Genomic DNA, 25,486 nt, shown 5'->3' with positions numbered 1-25,486 from the left:
AACGGCCATTGCCCTATTAAATCAGTTGGATTTATCGACGTCTGATTCGCCGAATCACGTACCTTGGCAGGGGTTTACGCGCGTCCGATTTTCTGACTTCCTGTGCAGCGGGCGCTGTCGGGACAGCGAAACATAGCCAGGGGGAAATCATGTCCAAGTCATTGATTTTATGTAACTGTTTGAGCAGTTCAGCGATTGATACTGACGTGCTTGGCCAGGTTAAAGGCGTGACCTGCTCAAAGGTACATACCGGCTTGTGTATGCAAGATTCACAAGCGGCGGCTGATGCGATTGGCGGCGGCGACGCGATCATTGCCTGCCAGCAGGAGCGCGATTTCTTTACCGAATTGGCGGCTGAACTTGGCACTCAAGAACCGCAATTTATCGACCTTCGCGATCGGGCTGGCTGGTCGGATCAGGCCCGCGGTTCGGGACCAAAAATGGCCGCTCTTGTGGCCGACGCTCTGCGCGCACCGCCGCCCGCGAAGACCTTTGATATTGCCTCTGAGGGATTGTGCCTGATTGTCGGTCCAGAGGAGACGGCGCTGGCCGCAGCACGGCAATTGCGTGATCATCTGGGCGTCACTGTTTTGCTGGAGAGTGGCGCTGAACCGCCACTGGAAAGGGGGTTCGACGTTATCGCTGGACGCATTAAGGGTGCTCAAGGCGCGCTTGGGAATTTCACCGTTACAATTGACGCACTGCAACAGGTCGCACCGGGCGGGCGCGGTACGTTGACGTTTGGAGAGGCCCAGAATGGGGCACAGACAGAGTGCGACATCATCATCGACCTGCGTCGCGATGCGCCGTTGTTCCCAGCTCCTGAAAAACGAGACGGATACTTGCGGGCCGACCCAAACCGCCCGGAAGCAGTGCACGAAGCCGTTATGAGCGCCTCGCATCTGATCGGCACATTTGAAAAACCACTATACCTTAACCTTGATCCTACGATTTGCGCCCATTCACGGGCGGAACAGGCCGGTTGCAGCAAATGCCTTGATATCTGTCCGACTTCCGCAATTGTTTCAGCCGGGGATCACGTGGATATCGACCCGTCAATCTGTGCCGGTTGCGGATCTTGCGCAGCGCTCTGCCCATCCGGCGCCATCACTTACGATGATCCACCGGTCAGCTTTTTGTTCCAGCGGATTGCCGGATTAAGCGACGCCTATCGCGCGGCGGGAGGCACGGCCCCAAGGCTTTTGATACATGATCGCGACTTTGGCGCCGAAATGATTTCGTTAGCGGCTCGATTTGAGCGCGGTTTGCCCGCTGACGTGATCCCGCTAGATATGGAGCGCGTATCAGGTGTGGGCCATGCCGAAATGCTCGCCGCCTTGGCGAGCGGGTTTGTTGCCGTTGATGTGCTGGTCTCGCCCAAGTCCGAACGGGATTCATTGGCGAGCGAGATGGTGCTCGCGCAGGCGCTATGTGGCGCGTCTGAGCGTGTGCGGATAATAGAACCGAGTGAACCCGCAGCGTTGTGCGACATGCTTTACGGCGTGTCTCCTGCCCCATGTAATATCGAGCCAATCCTGCCGCTTGGGACACGTCGTCAAGTGACGCGGTTGGCTGTTAAAGCGCTGCAACCGGACTTGAAGGCACCGATTAAGCTGCCGGAGAATGCGCCATACGGCGCCGTACTGGTTGACAAAGAGGCATGCACACTGTGCCTGTCCTGTGTCTCGCTTTGTCCGGCTGGCGCAGTGGGTGATAACCCCGAGATGCCTCAGTTACGCTTTCAGGAAGACGCCTGTTTGCAATGTGGGTTGTGCACGCGCGTGTGCCCTGAAAACGCGATCTCGTTGCTGCCGCAATTCGACACCTCGGATGCGGCTTTTAATCAGGCCATTGTGCATGAAGAAGCCCCGTTTGATTGTGTGGAGTGCGGTAAACCGTTTGGCGTGAAATCGACAATCGAGCGCATTATCGAAAAGCTGGAAGGCAAACACCCAATGTTTGCCACATCTGACGCGGCGCGCATGATCCGCATGTGTGACGATTGTCGCGTCAACGCGCAATATCATCAGCAGAATAGCCCATTTGCAGCAGCGCCGCGCCCAGCCGTGCGCACCACAGATGACTATTTGTCCAAGCGCCGGGATCACTGATGCTCAATCGGCGAACCCAGTTCCGCAGGCGCCATTGCGGCGACGTAGGCGACAATGTTTTCCAATTCGTCAAGCGTGACCTCAATCGGGCTTATGGGCGACGGGCGGCTTTCATCGAACGGCAGGGTCACGTCGGTGATAATGGTAAACGCCGGATGAGGGTTGAGCACATAAAAGGTTTCGAACCGTTCCTGCCAGTCGCCCAAGGTACGCAACACCGCAAAGGACGGGGTCGATCCGATACCCGCCATACGGTTGATATCCCCGACGACATGGCAGCGCCCACATGCGGTGACCGACGTTTGCTGCCCCGACTGAGCATCGCCGGAGAGTACCGTTTCCACTACCTCTTCGACCACCTCCTTGGGCGGGCCGTAAATCTCAGTGCCGTCGATTTTGAAACTGGTCACGGTGCGCAAGCCAACGTCAGACGTGAGCCAGTCGGCAAATTTCTCCGCGTGCGGCGACGTTGTGACAAGCACCAAACCAAAAGTGTGAGACGCATCGGAAAACGCCGCCTTTCCGCCATCAGGATCAAGCCGGGCATCCGCCGTTTCACCCGGTCCAACTGGCGTCACGCGCACACCATGTTTCAACATGAAACGCGGCAAAAGAAACTTGGCAAAGCCATTTTCAACCATGGCCTCAGGCATGGCGAGCGTCATGGACTTGCCTTGTGCGCGGCTTTCCACGACGCTCAGTACCGAGAGAAGCGAGATGCAGAAAGCGGTGGCAAGCAGACGGGGTATCAGGCGCGTTTTTGGCATAACGCAATGCTAGGCGCGTCACAGCGATTCCGTCAATACACGCCGGTTAGGGCCAAATTAGAGACTGATTTTGACATGAGGACAGCGAGATGAGCGAAGATTTCAACATGACGATGCGCAAGTTCCTGAAGCAGGTGGGAGTGACGTCGCAGCAAGCGATCGAAGATGCTATGCGCACGGCAGGCACAGAGGCGACAACAGGCAAAAGCTTTGACGCCAAAGTGGTTCTGACAATCGATGGCCTCGAGATTGAGCACGTCGTCACCGGCAAGATTGCGGGGCGTTCGTGAATGGCAAGCCGTGACGAAGTACTGGCAGTTCTCAAACAGCTGAAAGACCCGGCTTCTGGCAGCGATCTGGTGTCGAGTGGCATGGTGCGCGCGCTGAACATTGACGGTGGCGAGGTGCGTTTTGTGCTGGAGATTGACCCTGCCAGGGCCGCGGCCCTGCAACCGGTCAAGAGCGAAGCCGAAGAGAAGATTTCGGCGCTTGATGGCGTCGAAAAAGTGTCAGTTGTGATGACTGCGCATTCTGCACCCAAGCCGCCCCCCGATCTTAAGGGATCAAAGCCAGCAGAACCACAGGGGCCGCAAAAAATCGCCGGAGTTGATCGTATCCTCGCGGTGGCCTCTGGTAAGGGTGGTGTTGGCAAATCGACCGTTTCCGCGAACCTCGCCGCCGCCTTGGCCGCAGAGGGGCGTCGGGTCGGCTTGCTGGATGCGGATGTGTATGGCCCGTCTCAACCAAGAATGCTTGGCGTGAGCGGGCGCCCGTCCAGCCCTGATGGCAAGACCATTTTACCTATGCGAAATCATGGCATTACCATGATGTCCATCGGCCTGATGACCCGCGAGGAAGAGGCCGTTGTCTGGCGTGGCCCGATGCTTATGGGCGCCTTGCAACAGATGCTGAACCAGGTGCAATGGGGGGCACTGGATGTGTTGATCGTCGACCTGCCACCCGGCACGGGTGACGTGCAGATGACGTTGGCACAAAAGGCGGAACTGACGGGTGCTGTAGTGGTATCAACGCCACAAGACATCGCACTGTTGGATGCCCGTAAGGGGATCAATATGTTCGAGAAACTGGGAACGCCAATTGTTGGCATGATCGAGAACATGAGCACTCATATCTGTTCCAATTGTGGGCACGAAGAACACATGTTTGGGCACGGTGGTGTCGCGGCAGAAGCCGCGAAACTGGGCGTGCCCTTGCTGGCGGAAATTCCATTATCGATGAACATCCGTGTGGCAGCAGATAGCGGCGCACCAATTGTTGTGTCCGCGCCGGGTTCCGCACAGGCTCAGTCTTTTCGAGCCTTGGCAAAATCGTTGATTTCGGAAGGGCATGCATGAGCGAAGCACCGCAATTCCCGCCGCTTTTTGAGGGGCTTGCCCTGACTGGTAAGGCAGATCCATTCGCCAAAGCGCGTATGCAAGCGATCATGGGATGTGACGCCGGACTGGTGGTGTATAACCTCGCAACAGATCAACTGAGCGCGGCGATTGTATTTGCACCGGAGGTACCACTCAGGGACGCCATGCCAGTGATGATTGCATGCGGGATCGGGTTTCAGAACGCGCTTGGTGCTTTGGCCCCTCCGGAGGTGGCTGTGCATTTGGGCTGGACCGGCCAGATTTACGTCAATGGCGCGGGGTGTGGGCGGTTGCGCGTGGCGGCGTCAGAAACGGCGGACAGCGAAGTACCAGATTGGATTGTCCTCGGTCTGGAATTGCCGCTGATACCCGCCGATCCGGATGCACCGGGGTCGGCACCGGATCAAACCTGCCTTTATGAAGAAGGGTGTGTCGACGTGACGGCCGATGCGCTGCTGAGCGCTTGGGTGCGGCACACTTTGGTCTGGGTGAACCGGATGGAAGAGGAGGGAATGAAACCTCTTGGCAACGAGTGGCGCGGGCTGGCGCATGGGGTTGGTGAAGATGTTTCGTGGACCATGCAAGGCGCTACGGAAAAAGGGATTTTCATGGGGACGGACGAAGTGTTTGGGGCTTTACTGAAACAGGGTAATGACACCCGTTTGCTGCCCCTAACGCGGCTTTTGGATAGGGGAGAATGACCATGTTTCTGGCACGCGCGATCCATTTTGACGAAAGCGATCAGAGGGTGTTTTTCAGCCCTGCCCGCACCGGGGAATGGGCGATCAGCGGAGGGTTTGAGTTTTCCAACTGGTCCGACGCAGATCTGACCGGCAAAGCGCGTCAAGCCTTTGCCAACGGATGGCTGGGGGTTGAGACGTTTGGGCGGGTGACGTTTGTCGCGGTCACGCAGATCGAACCTTCGGAAATGAAGGTGCTTGCTCAACATCTCGCGCAGCATTTTGTCGACATCTACGGCGCACCATCTGTTGAGGCCGCCTTGCCTGTCGCCGAAGAAGAACTACGCCAGATGGCAGATTTATGCGCCGAGCATGAAGCAAACACCCTGTTGACCGTCGCGCGGGAGCTGACCGAGGGTGGTGTGAAGGAACAGTATCGCGCGATCAAACCGGCCGAGGCCGATTTGGAACAGTTTGCGATTCACACGACGCCAGATAGCTGACCGATATTTGGGTCATCCCCCCTTAATCTGTATCTATGGCGCGCGCTACGAAAACACCTCATTGCGCGGCATGGAGGGGCCAAATCAATGGGATTAACAGCGACGCCAGCAAGCCAATACTGACATTGAGTGGAATTCCAACACGCAGAAAATCGGTAAAGCGATAGCCACCCGGACCATAGACCATCATATTGGTCTGATATCCGATCGGTGTTGCAAAGCTGGCGGAGGCGGCGATCATGACGGCGACGATCAGCGGGCGAGGGTCTATGCCCAATGCAATACCGAGGCTGATGGCCAGTGGTGTGATGACCACGGCGACAGCGTTATTCGAGATCAGTTCGGTCAAGAGCGAGGTCAGAAGGTAGATAGACCAGACAATCAGGAAGGGCGGCATGGTTTGCAAATAGGGCAGCGCGGCATTCACGATCAGCTCGACCGCCCCGGAGGTTTCCAAGGCGGTTCCGACCCCAAGCATGGAGAAAATGAGGACCAGTAAGCGCCCGTCGACAAAGGAAAACGCCTCTTCTGCGTCGATGCAGCCGGAGAACAGCACGACAGCGACGCCAATAATCGCGAGATAGAGGATTGGGGCCACGCCAAATGCGGCGCAGAGCACAATCCCTGCAAGAACCGCAACAGCGATTGGGGCGTGGGAGCGACGGTACGCCCGCGCCGAGGGCTCAGACACGCTGATCAGGCGGGTGTCAGCCGCGAGACGCGAGATATCTTCCGGCGCTCCTTCGAGCAGGATTGTATCACCCACCTGAAGCACTTGTTTGTCCAGTTCGCCCGAGATGTTCTGGTCACGGCGATGCACGGCCAAGGGGTAAACGCCGTAGCGACGACGCAACCGCAGCTGTCCCATGGATTTGCCCACAAGCGTCGCTGTGGGTGTGATCAGAACCTCGACCGTGATAGTCTGGCGTGAGCTGAGTTTGTCGAGTGTGCGCAGATTGCGATCATCCTGAAGCCCCAGCAACTCTTCCATCTGAGTGCGAATGACCAGCCGGTCCCCGGCTTGCAGCGTGACCGATTTGAGATCACGGCGCAGCGAGGCATCGCCACGCAATACATCCACCACCCGCATGTCATCGCGGCGCAATAGGTGGGCCTCGAGAACTTTTTGCCCAACCAGCGCGCTGTTGTCGGGAATGGCGACTTCGGCCAGAAATTTGCGCTTGGACTGATCCGCAAAGAGCATCGCCATGCTGGCGCGATCTGGCAGGAAGCGTGGGGCGACAAATCGAAGGTAGAGAAGCCCCCACCCCACCAGCACAACTGCAACTGGCGTGACCTCGAATATCGAAAACGGCGCAAGCCCGTGAGTTTGCGCAACCCCGGCCACGAGCAGGTTGGTCGAGGTCCCGAGCAAGGTCAGAGTACCACCGAGAATGGAGGCATAGGACAGTGGGATCAGAAGTTTACTGGCAGCAATGTCCAGTTTGCGCGCCAATTGCACAAAGACCGGAATCATAATCAGAACCACCGGTGTGTTGTTGACAAAGGCGGACGCCACAACCGCGAAAGCGATCAGGGAGGCAACGGCAATTCCTAGGTTGCGGCTGGCTTGCGCCTCGGCCAAACGGGTGAACCGTTCAAGCGCCCCTGTGCGCACGAGTGCCCCAGCGATGATGAACATCGCCCCAATTGTCCAGGGAGCCGGGTTCGACAGTGCGGTTAGGGCCGCGTTGTAGGGCAATACACCGGCAAACAGCATGGCAGCTGCGGCGGTGAGCGCGACAACCTCGGCGGGCCAGCGTTCGGTGACGAACAGCGCGAACATGACGGCGAGGATGGCCAAAGCGACGGCAGCCTCGATCGGGCCGCTTGGGGTGAGGTCTAACAGCATCGCGCACAAGCCTTTTCGCGGAATCGGCCACCGATTATTGCCGCGTTCCATGGCGGGCCGCAATGTGCAGCCCGGGAAAGGCCGACTTATTTCGCGTTAAAGGTGAAGAGTGTCTCGCCGTTGAGCGTATATCCATCGATCAACGCCTGCGCGCGTGGGCTGGTAAGCCAGTTTTCGAGGCGTGCGGCCTGATCGGACATGACATGGTCGTGGCGTGCCGGGTCGACGGGCAGATACGCGTATTGATTAAATAGGATTGGGTCGCCCGAATAGAGCAAAGCCAGATCGCCCTTGTTTCCAAATTTCAACCAACTGGCGCGGTCTGACAGGATGTAGGCATTCAGGCCGGAGGCGGTGTTCAGCGTAGCACCCATGCCCGCACCGGCCTCTTTGTACCATACGACATCCCGGTCCGAGACATTGGCGGTGTCCCAAAGCGATTGCTCTTTCTTGTGCGTACCGCTGTCATCACCACGGCTGACAAAGGGTGTTTGCGCGGTGGCAATGCGACTCAGAGCATCGGCTGCGGAAGTGGCTGTCGCAATGTCAGCGGGGTCTGCGGCGGGCCCGATCAGGACAAAGTCGTTATACATGATCTCGGTCCGGTGCGTGCCGTAGCCATCTGCAACAAAGGCTTCTTCGGCCGTTTTGGAGTGTACAAGGATGGCGTCAACATCCCCAGCTTGACCAAGGCGAATAGCCTGACCGGTGCCAACGACAAGCAATTGCACCCTAAGGTCCAGATCTTTCTCGATCTCCGGCAGCAAAACGTCCGACAGCCCCGAGTTGTGAAAGGAGGTTGTGACGGCCATTTTCATCTCGTCGGCTTGCACAAGTGAGGCCATCCATATGAGGCCACCGGCAAGTATGTGGTTCAAATTCATTCGACAATGTCTCCCTGAAGAAAGGCGCGCGCTTCCGGGGTTTGGGGTGAGGCAAAGAACTGGTCAGCGGAGGCCGCCTCGTGCAGGGCGCCGCGATAGATGAACCACACGTCACCAGCAAGGCGGCGGGCCTGGCCGATATCGTGGGTCGCCATAACGATACGTGTTCCACCAGCATGGGCGGCAAGCACAAGGGCCTCGAATTCGCGCGTGGCGCGCCCATCGAGATTGGCGCAGGGTTCATCCAGAAACAGAATTTCCGGCCCTCGGATCAGCGCGCGGGCAAGGGCGAGCTTTTGACGTTCCCCGCCCGACAGAACCGTCGCCTGCTTGGCGGCGCTGTCGGTCAAACCCACACGGTCGAGCCATTCCGCTGCGGTATTTCGGGCCGCGCGGCGCGGTATTCCATGAGTGATCAGCGGATAGGCCACATTGTCGAGCACGGAACGGCGCATCATGATGGGCGTTTGAAAAACAAACGCCTGACTGCGGCGCGCCTGTGGTTCGGGGACCTGCCATTGCAGTTTGCCTTGCGAGAGACGCTCCATCCCGTGCAGCAGGCGCAACAGGGTGCTTTTGCCCGCACCGTTTGGCCCCATCACCACGGTCAGGCCCGAGGGCGCAACTGTCATCGACACGGGTCCAACCAGCACTTTCTTGCGGCGGCGCACGACAGCGTCTTGGACGGTCAGCGGAAGGATCGTGTGCTTTACCATCTGCCGCTCACCTCCGTGCGAGACAAGCTGTGGATCAACAGGTTCACAAGCACGGCAAGGCCAATCAGGACAAATCCAAGCGCGAGGGCGAGTGAGAAATTACCTTTGCCGGTTTCAAGTGCGATTGCGGTGGTCAGCACCCGAGTGGCGTGGTCGATATTGCCACCAACGATCATGATCGCGCCCACCTCGCCAATGCCGCGCCCGAACCCGGCAAGCGCGGCAGTGAGCAGCGCGCGACGCCCGTCCCAGAGAAGTGTCCCAATGCGTTGGCGGCGGGTTGTGTTCAGCGAGATAAGCAGATCATGGTACTCGGCCCAGAGTTCGCGAATGGCCTGATGCGCGATCGATGCAATGAGCGGGGTCAGGATAACCACCTGGGCGATGATCATGGCTGTTGGCGTGAACAACAGACCAAATACCCCAAATGGGCCAGAGCGGGACAGCAACAGATAAACGATCAGGCCAACCACCACCGGGGGCAATCCCATAAGGGCGTTTAAAGTGGCGATAACAAACCGCCGATAGCGAAAGCGGCGCACAGCCAGCCAGCATCCAAGCGGCAGACCAATGGCCGATGCGATGGCGACGGCGGTGACAGTTACATAAAGGGAGCGCAGCGAGATTTCGATAAGATCTCTGTCGAGAGAGAAGATAAGCTGGGCCGCCTGAATCAGACCTTGGAGAATTTCATTCATGGCGTTGGTCTGTTTCGTCCTAATCCCAGTGCCTGATTGATTGATCCGGCAAAGGCCGGGAACCGCGCAGGCCGCACAGGTCTTTTTATCCTTGATCGTTACATTTTTCTGGTTTGACAAGGGAGGGTGCAAAAAAATTGCGCAGGGTGTGAGGGCGGTCGGCATGGTTTGCCAAAATGTCCGTGCCTGACAGACAGTCGCGCCAAATTGTCCACGACGCAGGAGGGTTGGCATATTGAAGGATCCGCGGCCAAACTGGGTGGGCAATAAATTGCAGCTTCCCAATAGGGTCTTTTGCATTATCATGCACACCATACATAGATTCGGCACTATAGTGCCGTGGGTCTTCTGGGAGGAATTCATGACCACACGCAGAACAGTATTTAACCTTATCGGCGGTGTTGCCGCTGCCGCGCTCACGACTGGGGCCGTTATGGCGCAGGACGTGACATTGCGTATGCACCAGTTTCTGCCGCCTCAGGCGAACGTGCCGAAACTGATTTTGGATGTCTGGGCCGATGCGGTCGAAAAGGACTCGGGCGGGCAAATCAAGGTCGAGCGTTACCCATCAATGCAGCTGGGCGGCAAGCCGCCAGAACTGATGGATCAGGCAATAGACGGTGTAGCAGACATTGTTTGGACGGTTGTCGGCTATACCCCCGGTCGCTTCCCGTCGACCGAAGTGTTTGAATTGCCCTTTATGGTCGGCGATGCGCGGGCCGCGTCCTATGCTTATTGGAAGATGTTCGACAAGAACATGAAGGATACCGAGTTCAAGAACGTTCATATTCTTGGAACCTGGGTGCATGGTCCAGGCATGTTCCACACCAACAAAGCCGTGGCAACGCCGGATGACCTTAAGGGTATGAAAATCCGCGGTGGGTCGCGTTTGGTGAATGAATTGCTGACGCTGACGGGTGCAAGCCCTGTGGGTATGCCAGTCCCTGCCGTGCCGGAGGGCCTGTCAAAAGGTGTGATTGATGGCACAACGATCCCATGGGAAGTGACGGCAGCGCTTAAGGTGCCGGAACTGGTCGATAACCACACAGAATTTGAAGGCAACGCGCTTTATACGCTCACCTTCGTGTTGGCGATGAACAAGCCACGTTACGACGCGCTGTCGGACGAGATGAAGGCCGCGATCGACAAGAACTCTGGTCTAGAGTTCTCTGTTTTTGCGGGTGGCACACAGGCCGATGCAGATGGTCCGGCGCGTGAGCTGGCCGTGAAACGTGGCAACAACATCATCACTGTGTCCGAAGCGGACGCCGCTGTGTGGCAGGAAACCGTGCAGCCCATTTATGACACTTGGATTGCAGACATGGACAAGCGCGGATTGGACGGTCAGGCGATGATCGACGAGGCCAAGGCGCTCATGGACGAGTACACAGCAACCAACTGATCTTGTTTTGATGAGTCTGGAAGGGGCCGTAGCATTTGCTGCGGCCCTTTTGCATTGCGCAATACAACTTGCACTTTTGTGCATATAAGCAAGATTTTCGATGCAATATCGATCTCAATATGCATTATTAAGCATCAATCGACTCGCGCGGGGAGGAAGCCTATGTCAGCAACCAGGAACGCGGCTGCATACTTTGTGGATCGCCACATCACCGAGGGACGCGCCGAAAAGCTCGCCTTTCGCGAGGCAGACGGTGCGAGACGTGTGCTGACCTATGGCGATCTCGCAGAACAGTCAGCGCGGTTTGCGGGTGCTCTTTTGGCGGCGGATGTGCGACGAGAAGAACGCGTAGCCATGATCCTGCGTGATCAGATCGAATTTCCAGTAATTTTTTGGGGCGCCATGAAAGCTGGCGCCATCCCGGTTCCGCTGAACACGTTGCTGAGCACATCCGTTTATCAGGCCATACTAATGGATTGCCGCGCGCCGATTGTTATTGTCTCGGCTCAACTGTGGCCGGTGGTGCAACCTGCATTGGCAGATAACAGCTTTGTCCGCCGCGTGATTATTGTGGGCGATGCGCCAGACGAGATCGAAGCCTACGAAGCCTTTGTCGATGGCGCGCGCCCTGCCGAAACCGCAGCGGCACATGAGGATGAGTTGGCGTTCTGGCTATATAGTTCAGGGTCAACCGGCGCGCCGAAAGGCGTTCGGCACGTGCATGGCAGCCTAAAGGCAACGGCGGACACGTTTGGCGCGCAGGTGTTAGGCATTCGCGAAGACGACACGGTGTTTTCTGCGGCCAAGATGTTTTTTGCATATGGGTTGGGCAACGCGATATCGTTTCCGATGTCCGTGGGCGCAACCACGCTCATATTGGGTGGGCGGCCAACGCCCGACGGGGTGCTGAGCATTCTGGAGACGGAACAACCGACGATATTCTGCGGTGTGCCGACTTTGTTTGCCGCATTGGTCGCCACGCAAGAGGCACGCGGTAAGGCACCGACGCATTCACTGAGGCTTTGCACCAGCGCCGGTGAGGCATTGCCGCGTGACATTGGAGAACGATGGGAAGGGCTGTGGGGCTGTGAGATCGTCGACGGGGTCGGCTCGACCGAGATGCTGCACATTTTCCTATCCAATCAACCCGGTGACATCGCCTATGGCACATCTGGAATGGCTGTGCCGGGCTATGAAGTGAGACTGATCGATGAACACGGTGCCGCCGTGCCGGATGGGGATGTGGGCGAACTGCTGGTACGCGGTCCGTCAAGCGCGGAAGGCTATTGGAACAAACGCAACAAAAGCATGTCGACATTCGAAGGCCACTGGACGCGCACCGGCGACAAATACGAACGAACTGCCGAGGGGCGCTATGTTTACTGCGGACGAACTGACGACATGTTCAAGGTGTCCGGCATTTGGGTGAGCCCGTTCGAAGTGGAGCAAGTGCTGATAGAGTACCCCGGCGTGTTGGAGGCCGCTGTTGTGGCGCGTGACGACCATGACGGGCTAACCAAGCCAGCGGCATTCATCGTCATGAAAGATGGTGAAACGCCCCCCGCCGAAGACGCGCTTAAGGAGTACGTCAAAGAAAAGATCGGGATGTGGAAATATCCCCGCTGGGTACGCGTTGTTGACGATCTGCCTAAAACCGCGACCGGCAAGATACAGCGCTTTAAGCTACGCGAGGAGGCGTGATGACATTGGACTGGGCAGCGGGCTCAGGCCGGTTAAGCGCGGGCGGTGCCAGCTTGGAATGGTCGACCTGGGGCTCTGCACCGGGGCGCGATCCGGTAATTGTGCTGTTGCACGAGGGGTTGGGCTGTGTCGCCATGTGGCGTGATTTTCCCGAGGCTCTGGCACGGACAACGGGATGCTCTGTTTTTGCGTATTCGCGGGCTGGATATGGGCAATCGGATCCATGCGCCCTGCCCCGCCCTCTGGATTACATGACCCGCGAAGCCAAGGATGTTCTACCCGACGTGTTGGACGCGCTTGGCGCTGAGCGGGTTTTCTTGTTGGGTCACTCCGACGGGGCAACAATTGCCGCCGAGTATTGCGGGCTTGTGGCCGACTACCGAGTGCGTGGCCTGTGCCTGATGGCGCCGCATTTCTTCACCGAGCCTCAGGGGCTGGAGCAGATCGCACGGGCACGAGATGCTTATTCGAACGCTGGGTTACAGGCAAAGCTGGCGCGGTACCATCGCGATCCCGATTGCGCTTTTTGGGGGTGGAACGATGCTTGGCTTTCTGACGGGTTCCGCGACTGGCATGTGGGCGAGGTGATCGACCATTTGCGCATTCCCTCGCTGGTGATCCAAGGGCATCAGGATACGTATGGCAGCATCGCGCAGGTGGACGAAGTGGTAGATCGATCATATGCGCCTGTGGAAATTTTGGTGCTGCCAGACTGTGGACATGCCCCGCATCTTGAGCATCGGGATGCGGTGCTGATGACGATTGTTGAGTTTATCACCCGGCTGGAACGAATTGAGGCGGCCGAGGTTGAAACCGTATGCAAGCGGTGACCGAGTGGCGACCGCCCTACGCCTATGTGCCCGGTCAGACTGACCGCCATTCAGAGGATTTGTTTGATCGGTTTGAGTTTGGTTTGGATGCAATCGAGACATCCGATCGTTGGCAACTGGCACTCGCATTTATGCACGAAGGATTTTTCTGGGAGGCTCATGAACTGTTCGAGCCGATCTGGATGTCCTTGCCAAATGGGTCTGCTGACCGCGCCTTGGTGCAGGGTTTGATCCAGCTTGCGAACGCCGGTTTAAAACAACGCATGGGGCGCAATAACGCGGTTGCACGGCTATCAGATCTCGCCAAAGACCTTTTACAGACGGCCTTGACCGGTCAACGCAAAGCGATTCCCGGCATGACCCGCGAAGATGTTTGCAGATTGTGGGAAGTCATGCCAATTGACGATTATGCACTATAATGCTCATATTCCTAAAAACGACGCGTGAACCGTAAATAATTACGACAAACTCCGCATTTTTTCGCATTATTTTGCATCTATCATCTTTACGCATCCCAACACGCGCACTATCGTGCAAACAACATACTGCCAGGGGAAATGCGCCATGACCCAGCTCATCGACTTTCAGACCGACCCGTCGCGATACCGCCACTGGAAGGTGGAATATGACGGCCCCGTTGCCAATCTGATCATGGATGTGGACGAGAATGGCGCGTTATTCGAGGGGTATCAGCTCAAACTGAATTCCTACGACCTAGGTGTTGATATCGAACTGAGCGATGTCGTCCAGAGGATGCGGTTCGAACACCCAGAGGTCAAAGTGGTGGTCATGAAATCTGCTAAGGACCGTGTGTTTTGTGCCGGCGCAAATATCCGGATGCTGGGTGGAGCAGCGCATAGCCACAAGGTGAATTTCTGTAAGTTCACCAATGAGACCCGCAATACTTATGAAGCTGCCGAGGAAGATTCGGGCCAAAAATATGTCGCTGCCATCAAGGGCGCCTGCGCCGGAGGCGGCTATGAACTGGCACTCGCCTGCAACCATATCATGCTGACCGACGACAGCGCGTCATCCGTGGCACTTCCCGAAGTGCCATTGTTGGCCGTATTGCCGGGGACCGGGGGGCTAACCCGTGTGACCGACAAACGCAAAGTGCGCCGGGACCGCGCCGACATTTTTTGCACAATCGAAGAAGGTGTGCGCGGCAAGCGGGCCAAGGAATGGCGATTGGTCGACGAAGTGATTTCGAACGCCAAATTTGATGCGGTGGTCACAGAACGGGCGGCGGAGTTTGCGGCTGCATCCGACAAGGCGAACGTAGCAGAGGGAATCACGCTGACGCCGTTGACGAAAGAGTTTGGCGCGGACGGCGCCGTGACCTATTCCGCAGTGGAGCTGGCCATTGATCGAGATGCACGCACCGCAACGATCACGATTAAGGGGCCCGACAGCGACGCACCGGCGGATATGAACACGTTTCAGGCGCAAGGGGCACAGACCTATATGCTTCGCCTGGCGCGGGAACTAGACGACGCAATCCTGCATTTGCGGCTGAACGAAATGGAGCTAGGGCTGTGGATAATCCGCTCGCAGGGTGATCCAGAGACAGTGCTGGCGCATGAAGCAATGCTGGTTGCCAATGCCGATCACTGGTTGGCCAATGAAGTACTGCAATACTGGAAACGGGTGCTGAAGCGGGTCGATGTGACCTCGCGCAGCATGGCGGCCCTGATTGAGCACGGTTCGTGTTTTGCGGGTGTATTGGCAGAGCTGCTCTTTGCGGTGGACCGATCCTATATGATGGAAGACGAGTTCGAGGGCGACAATCGCCCGCTGGCGACAGTGACGCTTAGCGAGGTGAATTTTGGCTCCATGCCGATGGGCAACGGGCTGACCCGGCTGGAAACACGATTTCTGGGCGAGCCGGAAAGCGTGGTGGCTGCCAAGGATGCCGTAGGCACCGCGCTTGAGGCCCAAGACGCGGAACTGCTCGGGTTGGTTACGGAAATGCTCGACGATATCGACTGGGACGACGAAATCCGCATTTTCATGGAAGAGCGGTCCAGCTTTAGTGCAGATGCTATGACCGGTATGGAAGCAAACTTGCGTTTTGCCGGGCCAGAGACAATGGAAACCCGCATATTTGGGCGGTTGACGGCGTGGCAGAACTGGATTTTCAACCGGCCCAGCGCCGTAGGGCCAGAGGGCGCCTTGCAACGCTATGGCACCGGCGTGCGTGGCAAATATGACATGGAACGTGTGTAAAACCCCAAGGGTGGGTCGGACAAATTTGTCCGACCTACAGGGGTGAGGAGGAATGGAATGCTTGATCTGATCAATGTGAGTTATGACACCCAAATTCCCAATAATGTGGGCTTGTCATCTGACAAGAAAGTCCTGAAAGCGCTAGAAAAATGGCACCCCGGGTATATTAACTGGTGGAACGATCTGATCCCGCAGCAGTTTCAGCAATCCATGGTGTACCTGCGCACGGCCGTCAGCGTGGACCCCAAGGGTTGGGCCAAGTTCGACTATGTCAAAATGCCGGAATACCGATGGGGTGTCTTGTTGGCACCCGAAGTTGAAGGCCGCATGATCCCTTGCGGCGAGCACAAGGGCCAACCGGCATGGCAAGAAGTGCCCGGCGAATACCGCAACCTGATGAAACGTCTGATCGTCATTCAAGGCGATACTGAACCGGGTTCGGTAGAGCAACAGCGCTTTCTCGGCCTAACAGCCCCATCGCTGTATGACATGCGCAACCTGTTTCAGGTAAACGTCGAAGAAGGCCGCCATTTGTGGGCGATGGTCTATCTATTGCAAAAATACTTTGGACGTGACGGGCGCGAAGAGGCCGACGACATGCTGCGCCGCTCTTCTGGATCAGAAGAGGCACCGCGCATGCTGGGCGCCTTCAATGAAGAAACGCCAGACTGGCTGTCCTTTTTCATGTTCACGTATTTCACAGATCGTGACGGCAAGATGCAGCTGGAGAGCCTCGCGCAATCGGGTTTTGATCCGCTGAGCCGCACATGTCGCTTCATGCTGACCGAAGAGGCGCATCATATGTTTGTCGGAGAAACCGGCGTGGGGCGCACGATCGAGCGCACCTGTCAGGTGATGGTCGAGAATGGGATTACCGATCCATATGATATCAACAAGATCCGCGATCTGGGTGTCATCGACCTTCCGACTATCCAGAAAAAACTGAACCTGCACTACACGCTCAGCCTTGATCTCTTTGGTCAGGAAGTATCGACCAACGCCGCCAATGCGTTCAACGCCGGGATCAAGGGACGTTATCAGGAAAACCGGATCGACGACGACCATATGCTGACCAACGACACTTACGTGGTCTGGGACATGGAAGACGGCAAAGCGGTGCAAAAAGAGGTGCCGGCGCTGACAGCGATCAATATGCGGTTACGAGATGACTATACCCGCGATGCGTCGGGTGGTGTTGGCCGGTGGAACAAGATCATCGCCAAGTCTGGCGTCGAGTTCGCGCTGAAGCTGCCGCATGAGAGTTTCAACCGCAAGATCGGCGTTTTTTCCGGTCACAACTTTAATCCCGACGGGGTTATCATCAGTGGTGCCGAGTATGACGCGGGAATAGTTCAATGGCTGCCCAGCCGGGCTGATGGTGACTTTATTCAGTCACTCATGACGGCCGTGACAGAACCGGGTAAATATGCAGGTTGGATCAACCCGCCCAAAGTTGGGATCGACAACAAACCGGGCGATTTTGAATATGTAAAGCTGCACATGGCCTGAGACCCGCCGCGCCGGGGGCAAAATTTGATTTGCATCAAAAACTGTCCCTGAACTGTTACATTATGCTTCTAGGATCGGCTTTGATTCTGGTCGCGACATTCGGGAGATGATTCATGTCGATCACACGCTCTAACACACCCACCCAGCAAACCAGCGCCATCCAGCGCGAGCTTGCGGGTATGAACGGTCCTTGCATTGGATGCTTGGACTGTCGGGGGCTTTGTGTGGCGTTGATCGATGCAATCACGGTTCCCGACGCCATCCTGTCAAAGCCAGGGGATTCATGACCCAGCCATTCAAGCAACATCTGATTGATCCGGAAATCTGTATCCGGTGTTACACCTGCGAAATGACTTGCCCCATCGGGGCCATTCAACATGACGACAACAATGTGGTTGTTGATGCCGAGAGCTGCAACTTCTGCATGGATTGCATTCCGGTTTGCCCCACCGGTTCGATTGACGAATGGCGGGTGGTGAAAACGCCATATTCGCTGGAAGAGCAATTCGAATGGGAAGAGTTGCCAGAACAGCAGGAGATGACCGACACAGCGCCCGAAGCCGAGGCGCTCGATCCTGCAATTGCAGCGTTGTTGGAAGAGGCCCACAAAGGGGCTGGCGGGAAGGCGCGTGCCCCTGAGAGTGCTGCCAAACCAACGATTAACATGTACACAATTGGCAAACCCGCAACGGCGACGGTGCAGGGGAATTACCGTTTGACCGACGCCGGGGCTGAGACCGATACCCGCCATATCATCCTCAGCCTTGAAGGGCAAACCTTTCCGGTTCTGGAGGGGCAAACCATTGGGGTTATTCCACCTGGTGTCGGAGCGGATGGAAACCCGCACCTGCCCAGACTGTATTCCGTATCGAGCCCGAGGGACGGGGAACGACCCAACTTTGGAAATGTGTCTCTGACCGTTAAACGCGAGGAGCACGGGGTGGCCTCGAACTTTATCTGCGATCTCAATCCCGGTGATGGCGTACAGGTCACGGGCCCATTTGGGGCGACGTTCCTATTGCCCGAAGACCCAGACGCGCGGCTTTTGATGATCTGCACAGGCACCGGATCGGCGCCGATGCGCGCCTTTACCATGCGACGTGAACGCACCGTGGGGCAGAAATCTGGCGGCATGACCATGTTCTTTGGTGCGCGTTCGCCTGATACACTGCCGTATTTCGGGCCGCTTAAGAAGCTGCCAGAGAGTTTACTCAAGACGCATATGGTGTTTTCGCGCGTTGAGGGACAACCACGTGAGTATGTGCAAGATCGCATGATGGCCGAAGAAGATGCGATTGCGGAACTGCTCGGTGATGTAAAAACCTACATTTACATATGCGGCTTGCGCGGTATGGAAGAGGGTGTTGAAAAGACCCTGACCAATATCGCTGAAAGCATCGGCACGCCTTGGGCCGCATTACGCGATACAATGCGCGAGGAAGGGCGTTATCACGTGGAGACATACTGAGCATGGATAGTAACGCCCCACATTTCGAACATGAAATCCGTGTGACCTGGGGAGATTGCGACCCGGCAAAGATTGTCTATACCGCGCGTATTCCATGGTTCGCGCTGGATGCGATCAATGCGTGGTGGGAACGTCATCTGGACGGCGACGGCTGGTTCCAGATGGAACTGGATCGCAATGTCGGCACACCATTTGTGCACATGAGCCTCGATTTTCACAAACCGATCACGCCGCGCAATCGGTTGATCTGTCAAGTGGACCCGATCAAACTTGGCCAAAGTTCAATCCGGTTCAGAGTGCTGGGACGCCAAGATGGTCAGCTGTGCTTTTCAGGCGAGTTTGTGAATGTCTTCATTGTGGCGGAAACCTTTGCCAAACAGGCAGCGCCCAAAGACATACGGGCAATCGTTGAACCACTCTTGATTGACTAGAGATTTCCTTGGGCGCGTGCGTAGCGCATCATATTGCAGGCGCGAAATCAAACATATGCTTAAGCATTTGATCCCGCGCGCAATCCAAGGTATTTTTTGCACTATTATACACAAGGCGCAGAGCAACTCTGCGTCGGGCGCAGTGGCGGAGCAATGTCGGAAATAACGAACTTCAAGGGCGACAGTCAGCCAGCGCAGCAAAGCACGTCGATTGACAGGGCCGCGCAACAGTTGATCCTGCGCGTGGGCGAACGGGTGCGCAAAGCACGTGAACGCAAGGGGATTCCACGCCGGGTTCTGTCCGAACTGTCGGGCGTGTCACCACGTTATTTAGCGCAGCTTGAAGCCGGGGCGGGCAATATTTCAATTGGGCTTTTGGAGCGTGTGGCGATTGCACTGGATCATCGGATCGAATGGTTTCTGAGCGAAGATGATCCGTGGACATCGGACGCGCTGCGCATGATGAACCTGTTTCAAACGGCGGATAAAGCGACGCAAGGGGCAGTGCTGGACCTTTTGACCCCAGACACACCGAGTGCCCGCAAGGCGCAGCGGATTTGCCTGTTGGGATTGCGCGGCGCGGGAAAATCCACATTGGGTGCCGCGGCAAGCGCGAAATTGGGCGTTCCATTCCTTGAACTGAACCGCGAAATCGAGACCCATGGCGGGATGCCGGTGTCTGAGGTCATGGCGCTCTATGGGCAAGATGGGTATCGCAAGCTGGAAAGCGAGGCGTTGCAGCGTGTCATTGCAACACACGAGTCTGTGATTCTGGCCGTAGCGGGTGGGATTGTCGCCGAACCCATGACCTACAATGAGCTGCTTGGCCATTTTCATACTGTTTGGGTCAAGGCCGATCCCGAAGAGCATATGAGCCGCGTACAAGCACAAGGGGATGATCGCCCTATGGCCGGCAACCCCGAGGCCATGGAGCAACTGCGCGCTTTGCTGGCAAGCCGCGAGCCGGTCTATGACCGCGCGGAGGCAAAGCTGGATACCAGCGGGTGCAGCCTAGAAACGTCGCTGGTAGATCTGCTCGCGCTGATCGAGGATGAGGGCTACCTCAGGTAAGTCGGACAAATTTGTCCGACCTACGAGAAGTCCGGTTTTCGTTTCTCCAGGAACGAAAGCACCCCTTCTGCATAGTCTGGATGTGACCCAGCAATACCTTGCAGCGTCGCCTCCTGATCGAGGTAGTGGGCGAGACCAGGAGCAGTTGCGGCGGCCGACATCGCCGCTTTGATCGAGGCCAGCGCATGGCGGGGCGTTGCCGCAAGCCTGCCGGCAAGCGCGTTCGCTTCGGCGTCCAGCGCCACGTCGGGCACGGATTTCCAGATCAACCCCAACTGGGCCGCCTCGTCCGCCGTTAGTGTTTCTGCCAGCATCAGCGCGGCTTTTGCCCGGGGTAGACCTAGGCCACGGTAGAGGGCCATTCCGCCCCCCGCGTCGACCGAAAGCCCAACTTTGGCGAAGGATTGGATAAACTTGGCCGACTGCCCGGCGATTACAATATCGCAGGCCAGCGCCAATCCTGATCCCGCCCCTGCAGCAACGCCGTTGACGCGTGCCACAACAGGTTTGGGCGTGGAGGTGATGGCGTTCAGGATCGGATGGTAGAGTTCCTTTTGGATCGCTTCGAGATCAAAGGGCTCTTGTCGTCCACGCGGATCACGCTCGGACAGATCCTGACCTGCACAAAACCCGCGCCCTGCCCCTGTTAACAGCATGACCCGCACACCATCGTCGCCCGCTGCCGCATCGACAAGTGACCGTACCAAAACGATCATGTCACGCGTAATCGCGTTCAACCGGTCTGGGCGATTGAGTGTGATCGTGGCGATGCCATCCTCAACCTCCATCAGAACCGGATCGGGCGCTATGCTCATGTGCAATCTCCTCAGTTACTCATTGCAATATAGTACGCTTTGTGCATTAAAAAGCATAAATTTCCAAGGAGCCCCGATGCCCGTCACCTTTCGCCGTGAAGGCCCTGCTGCATTTGTAGAAATGGACAATCCCCCAGTGAATGCCATTGGGCTGGAAATCCGACAAGGTCTGATGGCAGCGTTGGATTGGATCGAATCCCAAATGCATCTGGATCGCGTGATATTCAGCGGCAAAGGGCGTGCTTTTGCCGCCGGGGCAGACGCCAAGGAGTTTGACGCCGGACCCATTGCGCCGCATTTGCCAGACATCATCACCCGTATCGAACGCTGCGAGACCCCGTGGATTGCGGCGATCGACGGTTGGGCGTTGGGCGGTGGGGCCGAGCTGGTATTGGGCTGCCATTACCGGATCGCCTCACCCACCAGTCTGATCGGACTGCCTGAGGTAACGCTTGGGGTCATTCCCGGTGCAGGTGGTACGCAGCGCTTGCCAAGAGCAGTGGGACTAAAGACCGCGCTGGAGATGATCGCCCGTGGAAAGCCAGTCGCAGCGGACAAGGCGTTGGCCATTGGGTTGGTCCACGAAGTGGCCAAGGATGTGATCTATGCCGCCGAGGAGGTGAACGCAGAATTACTCAGCACGTTGCCCGCGCTTGCCGATTTGCCAGGCCCAGAAGCAGATTCGGATGCTGTGGCGGAGGCGCGCGCAGTGGCAGCAATCAAAACCAAGGGCCAGATTGCGCCGCACCGGGCAATTGATCTCGTGGCGCTAAGTACAGAGCAACCGTTTGAACAGGCGATTGCGGTGGAGCGAGAGACTTTTGTCGAACTGCGAAAAGGGGACCAGTCCAAAGCCCTGCGCCATATCTTTTTCGCAGAACGGGCGGCCAAGGTGCCTGATGCGTTAAAAGACATGACTGTACCTGAGTTGACCCATATCGCGGTCGTTGGTGGCGGCACAATGGGGGCCGGAATTGCTTATGCGTTATTGAACGCGGGGCTGAGGGTCACGGTACTGGAAACCAGCGATGAGGGCGTTGAGCGGGCCAAGACCAATGTGGAAAAAATTATCGCCGCAAGCCTAAAACGCGGACTGATAAACGACACCGGCGCCAAGGACCATCGGACGCGATTGACGTGCAGTGCGGATTACAACGCAGCGGCGGAGGCACAACTGGCTATTGAAGCCGCGTTTGAAAGCATGGATGTGAAAAAGGCAATTTTCACGCAGCTGCAAGCGGTTATGCGACCCGATGCGGTGTTGGCGACAAACACCTCTTATCTTGATGTTGATGAGATTGCGGGCGTGCTGGACGATCCGTCCCGTCTGTTGGGTCTGCACTTTTTTGCCCCGGCGCATGTCATGCGTCTGCTGGAAATCGTAAAGGGCGAAAAGACGTCCGAGTTGGCGGTTGCTCTTGGATTCGCGCTTGGCAAGAGATTGCGCAAGGTGCCGGTGTTGGCGGGTGTTTGCGACGGTTTCATTGGGAACCGTATTCTGGCGCGCTATCGCGAGGCCGCAGATACGCTGTTGCTGGAAGGCGCATTGCCCGACCAAGTAGATGCGGCGATGCGCGATTTTGGGTATGCGATGGGACTATATGAGACCAATGACCTGTCGGGGCTCGACATTGGCTATGCCAACCGGCGGCGACAGGACGAAAACCGTGATCCGCACCGGCGATACGTCGCAATCGCGGATAAGTTGGTAGACGCTGGACGGTTGGGCCGAAAATCTGGCGCTGGATGGTATGACTACAGCGATGGCCTTGCCGTGGACCCAAAGGTTGCCGAATTGGTTGCGGCCGAGTCTGAAGCCGTGGGTGTTGCACGTAGAGAGATCAGCGCGGATGAGATTGTGCAGACACTCATGCTGGCCATGATCAACGAAGCGGCAGTGATTCTGCACGAGGGCATCGCACAATCAGCCCGCGATATCGATCTGGTAACAGTCTTTGGCTACGGTTTTCCGCGGTGGCGGGGCGGGTTGATGTGTTATGCGGATATGCTGGGGCCAGATGCGGTTTTGCAGGGGCTGGAGCGGCTGGCCGAGCAGGATCCGATGGTTTGGACACCCAGTGCGTTGATCCGGGAATGTGTGGCAAATGGCACGGCGTTCGCGGATGCCGGATCAGGGACTAAAGGGTAAGGGGCGTTGCCCCTCTTGGCGTGTGGCGCCAATTCACCCCAGGGTATTTGGCAACATTGAGACAATATGGGATCAGGTGGTGGGGCCGCGCCATTGGCCGGGGAAGTCCCTGCGCTTTTCGGGGGCTTTGACACGGGACAAGGCGGCAAGTGGAGCCGCCATGAGTTTGCCCAACGGACCGGAGCGGGCCTGTGCCTTGAATTTTTCAAACTGCATGACGTTTTCAATGCGCCGGTCGAGGAATTCCCATGTGGCGCTGTTATCCACGCTTTCATCGCCAAGCCAGTATAGCACCGTGGAACTGTAGACTGCTGAAAGCGTAGCGCGTTTTGTGTACCAGTTAAAGTCAGTCGACGGATCGCCAATGGCAGTCCAGATGGCATCGCACGTGTCCCATATCAATTCCGCGCCGGTCGGTACGTGTTGCGGTAGGGAAAAGAGAGAGGTACCCCGGCGGATAATTTCGCGATCGGGGCACACTTCCAATCGGGTCCGCACGGCGTGCGTAATCTTTTCGCGGATTTTCATGTCGGACAGGTTGTCCGCCGCTAAATAGCTTTGCATCTGCGCATCGCCGCGCTTGTGGAATGCCACGGCCAAATCGACGGCCCCACGTGGGAACAACGCGCGGGCAACCACTGGGTTGACGTCGCAATCCGCCACGGCGGCGTCAAAGGCGGTTTGCGACCAGCCGTCAAATGGGACGTGCATCAGCGACGCATCCAGCACCTGTTTCGCAATGTCAGAAGTCATATCGGTCATGTCAAAAGACTTACGCGCTGGGATCCGTTTGAGCAATAGGACCAAACCGCGCGCACCCAGCGCGAGAGCAGCACGCAAACCAGATCCAGAGAAAGCATCGCGGAACGACAGATACTGGAATTGATCACCCCAGAACACGCGCGATTTGTGTAGAACGCGCTGCAGCGCGAGCAACGGTTAATGATGTGCGCTGAGTTATAGGGTTTCACAGTAATGATAGGTTGCTTGGTAATAGCCACCTTGTCGCACTGAAGGGCCGCGGCGGACATGACTGGCCTCTCGTTGGCGACGCCGCGAATGACTTGCATGGCGGAGAATGAGCAATCTTGGCGGAGGCATCGTACATCCGCCTGTTGCTTGTTGGGGTCGATGTGGAAGAGCTTGCTCAGGCGGACTTCCTGTTCTGAAACCACTCACGACGTGTCTGGACAAAACACAAAACGCTTGCTAAAGAGCGCATTCCTGCAAATCCTTGCAACTCAACTTAGAAAGGTGGTGAAAACCACATGCAGGTTAGTGTTCGCGACAACAACGTCGATCAGGCGCTTCGTGCCCTGAAGAAAAAGCTGCAGCGTGAAGGTGTCTTCCGTGAAATGAAGCTCAAGCAACATTTCGAGAAGCCGTCCGAGAAAAAAGCGCGCGAGAAAGCTGAAGCGATCCGTCGTGCCCGTAAACTGGCACGTAAGAAAGCACAACGCGAAGGTATGCTCTAAGCGCAGTCCAAAAAGTGGGAACCGGTTTTCGGAACTCAACGCGCGGACTTCAAACTGACTATATCCAGCTTTGGACACCAAAGAATTGACAACCCCCGTGGCCCCCGGCCCCGGGGGTTTGTTTTTTTCGGCAGGGGCGGTAGCCTGATTGCACTCAGAAATTGCAAAAGGGGGCGTAGGCATGGCGCCAGAACCGGAAGGCAGATCGTGGTTTGTTGTGGCCATGTGCGCGGCGGCGGTGGCTGTGGTGATTGGTCTAGTTGCAATAATCGCGCAAGGGACCGCCTCAGAAACGCAACTTAAGCTGATTGACAAGCTGCTGGACTGGCCGGTTCTGGGTTTTGTCACGCTGATGGTGATCTTTTGCGTTCTCGGGCGAGAGCTGGTCGCGTTTCTGACCAACGCGAACATCAAGATCGCCGGGTTGATCGAGATTGAGCGCGAAGTGGCGGATGTGTCGTCAAATGTGGATGAAAACATCGCCGAATTGCAGGCGCGGATAGACGCGCTGGAGGCCGCCGCGAAGGCGGCTGATCTGGTGGTGCCCAAGGCCGAACCACCCGTGCCGGTGTCAGATGACGAGAGCGAGATTTATGCAGCGCTTTTGCGGGGGTTGAGCAACTCCAACTACACGTGGCGCAGCCTTGAGCGGATTGGCTATGAGGTTGGGATCACCGACGAAGACGAAGTGGCCCGCATATTGCGCAAACACGGTACAGGCGAGGTGCGCATGGGCAAGGGCAAGTCGGGCAAGACAATCGCGCGGGTGAATTAGAACGGCTCTTTTTGACCAAGTTGGTGGGGCGTATGTCGCCCCACCCA

Annotated in this window: 25 protein-coding genes; 18 read left to right on the top strand and 7 right to left on the bottom strand. The window is 57.0% G+C overall.

Features of this window, described 5'->3' with window-relative positions:
- Positions 1-149: 149 nt before the first annotated feature.
- The gene (locus CLV88_RS14240) at positions 150-2,111 is read left to right on the top strand and encodes a 4Fe-4S binding protein (protein WP_106609079.1); all 1,962 of its coding nucleotides are present in this window, start codon (positions 150-152) and stop codon (positions 2,109-2,111) included.
- On the opposite strand, the gene CLV88_RS14235 is transcribed toward CLV88_RS14240, so the two are convergent.
- Positions 2,105-2,878, bottom strand: a complete 774-nt coding sequence (locus tag CLV88_RS14235; RefSeq protein ID WP_106609078.1) for a hypothetical protein — start codon at positions 2,876-2,878, stop codon at positions 2,105-2,107. The genes CLV88_RS14240 and CLV88_RS14235 overlap by 7 nt on opposite strands.
- Before the next feature lie 89 nt (positions 2,879-2,967).
- On the opposite strand from CLV88_RS14235, the gene CLV88_RS14230 reads away from it, so the two are divergent.
- Genes CLV88_RS14230 through CLV88_RS14215 form a run of 4 tightly spaced genes read left to right on the top strand, consistent with a single transcriptional unit; the run spans position 2,968 to position 5,437 of the window.
- Positions 2,968-3,168 carry a DUF6494 family protein gene (locus tag CLV88_RS14230; RefSeq protein ID WP_106609077.1) on the top strand — a complete coding sequence of 67 codons (201 nt, stop codon included), beginning with the start codon at positions 2,968-2,970 and terminating at the stop codon, positions 3,166-3,168.
- A complete protein-coding gene (gene apbC, locus CLV88_RS14225; RefSeq protein WP_106609076.1) occupies positions 3,169-4,233 on the top strand; it encodes an iron-sulfur cluster carrier protein ApbC in 1,065 nt (354 codons plus the stop codon). It abuts the gene before it with no gap.
- A complete protein-coding gene (locus CLV88_RS14220) occupies positions 4,230-4,955 on the top strand; it encodes a biotin/lipoate--protein ligase family protein (protein WP_106609075.1) in 726 nt (241 codons plus the stop codon). Before apbC ends, CLV88_RS14220 begins: the two co-directional genes overlap by 4 nt.
- A 2-nt stretch (positions 4,956-4,957) precedes the next feature.
- The gene (locus tag CLV88_RS14215) at positions 4,958-5,437 is read left to right on the top strand and encodes a DUF6505 family protein (RefSeq protein ID WP_106609074.1); all 480 of its coding nucleotides are present in this window, start codon (positions 4,958-4,960) and stop codon (positions 5,435-5,437) included.
- Between the two features lie 58 nt (positions 5,438-5,495).
- On the opposite strand, the gene CLV88_RS14210 is transcribed toward CLV88_RS14215, so the two are convergent.
- From CLV88_RS14210 to CLV88_RS14195, 4 genes are all read right to left on the bottom strand, one after another.
- Positions 5,496-7,289, bottom strand: a complete 1,794-nt coding sequence (locus CLV88_RS14210; RefSeq protein WP_106609140.1) for an SLC13 family permease — start codon at positions 7,287-7,289, stop codon at positions 5,496-5,498.
- A gap of 86 nt (positions 7,290-7,375) precedes the next feature.
- The gene (locus tag CLV88_RS14205; RefSeq protein WP_106609073.1) at positions 7,376-8,173 is read right to left on the bottom strand and encodes an ABC transporter substrate-binding protein; all 798 of its coding nucleotides are present in this window, start codon (positions 8,171-8,173) and stop codon (positions 7,376-7,378) included.
- Positions 8,170-8,889 carry an ATP-binding cassette domain-containing protein gene (locus CLV88_RS14200; protein ID WP_106609072.1) on the bottom strand — a complete coding sequence of 240 codons (720 nt, stop codon included), beginning with the start codon at positions 8,887-8,889 and terminating at the stop codon, positions 8,170-8,172. Before CLV88_RS14200 ends, CLV88_RS14205 begins: the two co-directional genes overlap by 4 nt.
- Entirely contained in the window at positions 8,883-9,587 is a 705-nt protein-coding gene (locus CLV88_RS14195; RefSeq protein WP_106609071.1) for an ABC transporter permease, read from the bottom strand. The genes CLV88_RS14200 and CLV88_RS14195 overlap by 7 nt, the downstream gene beginning before the upstream one ends.
- Positions 9,588-9,948: 361 nt before the next feature.
- On the opposite strand from CLV88_RS14195, the gene CLV88_RS14185 reads away from it, so the two are divergent.
- The 10 genes from CLV88_RS14185 (at position 9,949) to CLV88_RS14145 (ending at position 20,225) form a co-directional block, all read left to right on the top strand.
- A complete protein-coding gene (locus CLV88_RS14185; RefSeq protein WP_106609069.1) occupies positions 9,949-10,989 on the top strand; it encodes a TRAP transporter substrate-binding protein in 1,041 nt (346 codons plus the stop codon).
- A 162-nt stretch (positions 10,990-11,151) separates the two neighbouring features.
- Positions 11,152-12,690, top strand: a complete 1,539-nt coding sequence (locus tag CLV88_RS14180; RefSeq protein ID WP_106609068.1) for a benzoate-CoA ligase family protein — start codon at positions 11,152-11,154, stop codon at positions 12,688-12,690.
- Complete coding sequence (locus CLV88_RS14175; protein ID WP_106609067.1) at positions 12,690-13,520, top strand: alpha/beta fold hydrolase; 831 nt, start codon at positions 12,690-12,692, stop codon at positions 13,518-13,520. The genes CLV88_RS14180 and CLV88_RS14175 overlap by 1 nt, the downstream gene beginning before the upstream one ends.
- Complete coding sequence (locus CLV88_RS14170) at positions 13,508-13,939, top strand: DUF309 domain-containing protein (protein ID WP_106609066.1); 432 nt, start codon at positions 13,508-13,510, stop codon at positions 13,937-13,939. The genes CLV88_RS14175 and CLV88_RS14170 overlap by 13 nt, the downstream gene beginning before the upstream one ends.
- Positions 13,940-14,084: 145 nt before the next feature.
- A complete protein-coding gene (boxC, locus tag CLV88_RS14165) occupies positions 14,085-15,746 on the top strand; it encodes a 2,3-epoxybenzoyl-CoA dihydrolase (RefSeq protein WP_106609065.1) in 1,662 nt (553 codons plus the stop codon).
- A 57-nt stretch (positions 15,747-15,803) separates the two neighbouring features.
- Complete coding sequence (gene boxB, locus CLV88_RS14160) at positions 15,804-17,255, top strand: benzoyl-CoA 2,3-epoxidase subunit BoxB (protein WP_106609064.1); 1,452 nt, start codon at positions 15,804-15,806, stop codon at positions 17,253-17,255.
- A gap of 113 nt (positions 17,256-17,368) precedes the next feature.
- Entirely contained in the window at positions 17,369-17,542 is a 174-nt protein-coding gene (locus CLV88_RS23045; RefSeq protein WP_165798901.1) for a hypothetical protein, read from the top strand.
- The gene (gene boxA, locus CLV88_RS14155) at positions 17,539-18,723 is read left to right on the top strand and encodes a benzoyl-CoA 2,3-epoxidase subunit BoxA (protein ID WP_106609063.1); all 1,185 of its coding nucleotides are present in this window, start codon (positions 17,539-17,541) and stop codon (positions 18,721-18,723) included. The genes CLV88_RS23045 and boxA overlap by 4 nt, the downstream gene beginning before the upstream one ends.
- A 2-nt stretch (positions 18,724-18,725) precedes the next feature.
- Complete coding sequence (locus CLV88_RS14150; protein ID WP_106609062.1) at positions 18,726-19,154, top strand: acyl-CoA thioesterase; 429 nt, start codon at positions 18,726-18,728, stop codon at positions 19,152-19,154.
- A gap of 153 nt (positions 19,155-19,307) precedes the next feature.
- Positions 19,308-20,225, top strand: a complete 918-nt coding sequence (locus CLV88_RS14145; RefSeq protein ID WP_106609061.1) for a helix-turn-helix transcriptional regulator — start codon at positions 19,308-19,310, stop codon at positions 20,223-20,225.
- A gap of 20 nt (positions 20,226-20,245) precedes the next feature.
- Here the strand turns inward: CLV88_RS14145 and CLV88_RS14140 are convergent, their stop codons facing one another.
- Complete coding sequence (locus CLV88_RS14140) at positions 20,246-21,040, bottom strand: enoyl-CoA hydratase-related protein (RefSeq protein WP_106609060.1); 795 nt, start codon at positions 21,038-21,040, stop codon at positions 20,246-20,248.
- A gap of 76 nt (positions 21,041-21,116) precedes the next feature.
- On the opposite strand from CLV88_RS14140, the gene CLV88_RS14135 reads away from it, so the two are divergent.
- Complete coding sequence (locus tag CLV88_RS14135; RefSeq protein WP_106609059.1) at positions 21,117-23,189, top strand: FAD-dependent oxidoreductase; 2,073 nt, start codon at positions 21,117-21,119, stop codon at positions 23,187-23,189.
- A gap of 72 nt (positions 23,190-23,261) precedes the next feature.
- Here the strand turns inward: CLV88_RS14135 and CLV88_RS14130 are convergent, their stop codons facing one another.
- Entirely contained in the window at positions 23,262-23,951 is a 690-nt protein-coding gene (locus CLV88_RS14130) for a COQ9 family protein (RefSeq protein WP_106609139.1), read from the bottom strand.
- 506 nt (positions 23,952-24,457) lie between these two features.
- Between CLV88_RS14130 and rpsU the strand changes: the two genes are divergently transcribed.
- Both rpsU and CLV88_RS14120 read left to right on the top strand, forming a co-directional pair.
- The gene (rpsU, locus tag CLV88_RS14125) at positions 24,458-24,664 is read left to right on the top strand and encodes a 30S ribosomal protein S21 (RefSeq protein ID WP_008207378.1); all 207 of its coding nucleotides are present in this window, start codon (positions 24,458-24,460) and stop codon (positions 24,662-24,664) included.
- Between the two features lie 181 nt (positions 24,665-24,845).
- The gene (locus tag CLV88_RS14120) at positions 24,846-25,439 is read left to right on the top strand and encodes a hypothetical protein (protein WP_106609058.1); all 594 of its coding nucleotides are present in this window, start codon (positions 24,846-24,848) and stop codon (positions 25,437-25,439) included.
- Positions 25,440-25,486: the final 47 nt, after the last annotated feature.

It is taken from the genome of Shimia abyssi, assembly GCF_003014475.1.
Classification (GTDB): domain Bacteria; phylum Pseudomonadota; class Alphaproteobacteria; order Rhodobacterales; family Rhodobacteraceae; genus Shimia; species Shimia abyssi.
Note: the sequence above shows the minus strand (reverse complement) of the source record. Positions and strands in the feature narration are given on the sequence as shown.

Excerpts from the sequence above, each read along its gene's own strand:
- CLV88_RS14240 (WP_106609079.1), top strand. The coding sequence starts at position 150 with ATGTCCAAGTCATTGATTTTATGTAACTGTTTGAGCAGTTCAGCGATT.
- CLV88_RS14235 (WP_106609078.1), bottom strand. The coding sequence starts at position 2,878 with ATGCCAAAAACGCGCCTGATACCCCGTCTGCTTGCCACCGCTTTCTGC.
- CLV88_RS14230 (WP_106609077.1), top strand. The coding sequence starts at position 2,968 with ATGAGCGAAGATTTCAACATGACGATGCGCAAGTTCCTGAAGCAGGTG.
- apbC (WP_106609076.1), top strand. The coding sequence starts at position 3,169 with ATGGCAAGCCGTGACGAAGTACTGGCAGTTCTCAAACAGCTGAAAGAC.
- CLV88_RS14220 (WP_106609075.1), top strand. The coding sequence starts at position 4,230 with ATGAGCGAAGCACCGCAATTCCCGCCGCTTTTTGAGGGGCTTGCCCTG.
- CLV88_RS14215 (WP_106609074.1), top strand. The coding sequence starts at position 4,958 with ATGTTTCTGGCACGCGCGATCCATTTTGACGAAAGCGATCAGAGGGTG.
- CLV88_RS14210 (WP_106609140.1), bottom strand. The coding sequence starts at position 7,289 with ATGCTGTTAGACCTCACCCCAAGCGGCCCGATCGAGGCTGCCGTCGCT.
- CLV88_RS14205 (WP_106609073.1), bottom strand. The coding sequence starts at position 8,173 with ATGAATTTGAACCACATACTTGCCGGTGGCCTCATATGGATGGCCTCA.
- CLV88_RS14200 (WP_106609072.1), bottom strand. The coding sequence starts at position 8,889 with ATGGTAAAGCACACGATCCTTCCGCTGACCGTCCAAGACGCTGTCGTG.
- CLV88_RS14195 (WP_106609071.1), bottom strand. The coding sequence starts at position 9,587 with ATGAATGAAATTCTCCAAGGTCTGATTCAGGCGGCCCAGCTTATCTTC.
- CLV88_RS14185 (WP_106609069.1), top strand. The coding sequence starts at position 9,949 with ATGACCACACGCAGAACAGTATTTAACCTTATCGGCGGTGTTGCCGCT.
- CLV88_RS14180 (WP_106609068.1), top strand. The coding sequence starts at position 11,152 with ATGTCAGCAACCAGGAACGCGGCTGCATACTTTGTGGATCGCCACATC.
- CLV88_RS14175 (WP_106609067.1), top strand. The coding sequence starts at position 12,690 with ATGACATTGGACTGGGCAGCGGGCTCAGGCCGGTTAAGCGCGGGCGGT.
- CLV88_RS14170 (WP_106609066.1), top strand. The coding sequence starts at position 13,508 with ATGCAAGCGGTGACCGAGTGGCGACCGCCCTACGCCTATGTGCCCGGT.
- boxC (WP_106609065.1), top strand. The coding sequence starts at position 14,085 with ATGACCCAGCTCATCGACTTTCAGACCGACCCGTCGCGATACCGCCAC.
- boxB (WP_106609064.1), top strand. The coding sequence starts at position 15,804 with ATGCTTGATCTGATCAATGTGAGTTATGACACCCAAATTCCCAATAAT.
- CLV88_RS23045 (WP_165798901.1), top strand. The coding sequence starts at position 17,369 with ATGTCGATCACACGCTCTAACACACCCACCCAGCAAACCAGCGCCATC.
- boxA (WP_106609063.1), top strand. The coding sequence starts at position 17,539 with ATGACCCAGCCATTCAAGCAACATCTGATTGATCCGGAAATCTGTATC.
- CLV88_RS14150 (WP_106609062.1), top strand. The coding sequence starts at position 18,726 with ATGGATAGTAACGCCCCACATTTCGAACATGAAATCCGTGTGACCTGG.
- CLV88_RS14145 (WP_106609061.1), top strand. The coding sequence starts at position 19,308 with ATGTCGGAAATAACGAACTTCAAGGGCGACAGTCAGCCAGCGCAGCAA.
- CLV88_RS14140 (WP_106609060.1), bottom strand. The coding sequence starts at position 21,040 with ATGAGCATAGCGCCCGATCCGGTTCTGATGGAGGTTGAGGATGGCATC.
- CLV88_RS14135 (WP_106609059.1), top strand. The coding sequence starts at position 21,117 with ATGCCCGTCACCTTTCGCCGTGAAGGCCCTGCTGCATTTGTAGAAATG.
- CLV88_RS14130 (WP_106609139.1), bottom strand. The coding sequence starts at position 23,951 with ATGACCGATATGACTTCTGACATTGCGAAACAGGTGCTGGATGCGTCG.
- rpsU (WP_008207378.1), top strand. The coding sequence starts at position 24,458 with ATGCAGGTTAGTGTTCGCGACAACAACGTCGATCAGGCGCTTCGTGCC.
- CLV88_RS14120 (WP_106609058.1), top strand. The coding sequence starts at position 24,846 with ATGGCGCCAGAACCGGAAGGCAGATCGTGGTTTGTTGTGGCCATGTGC.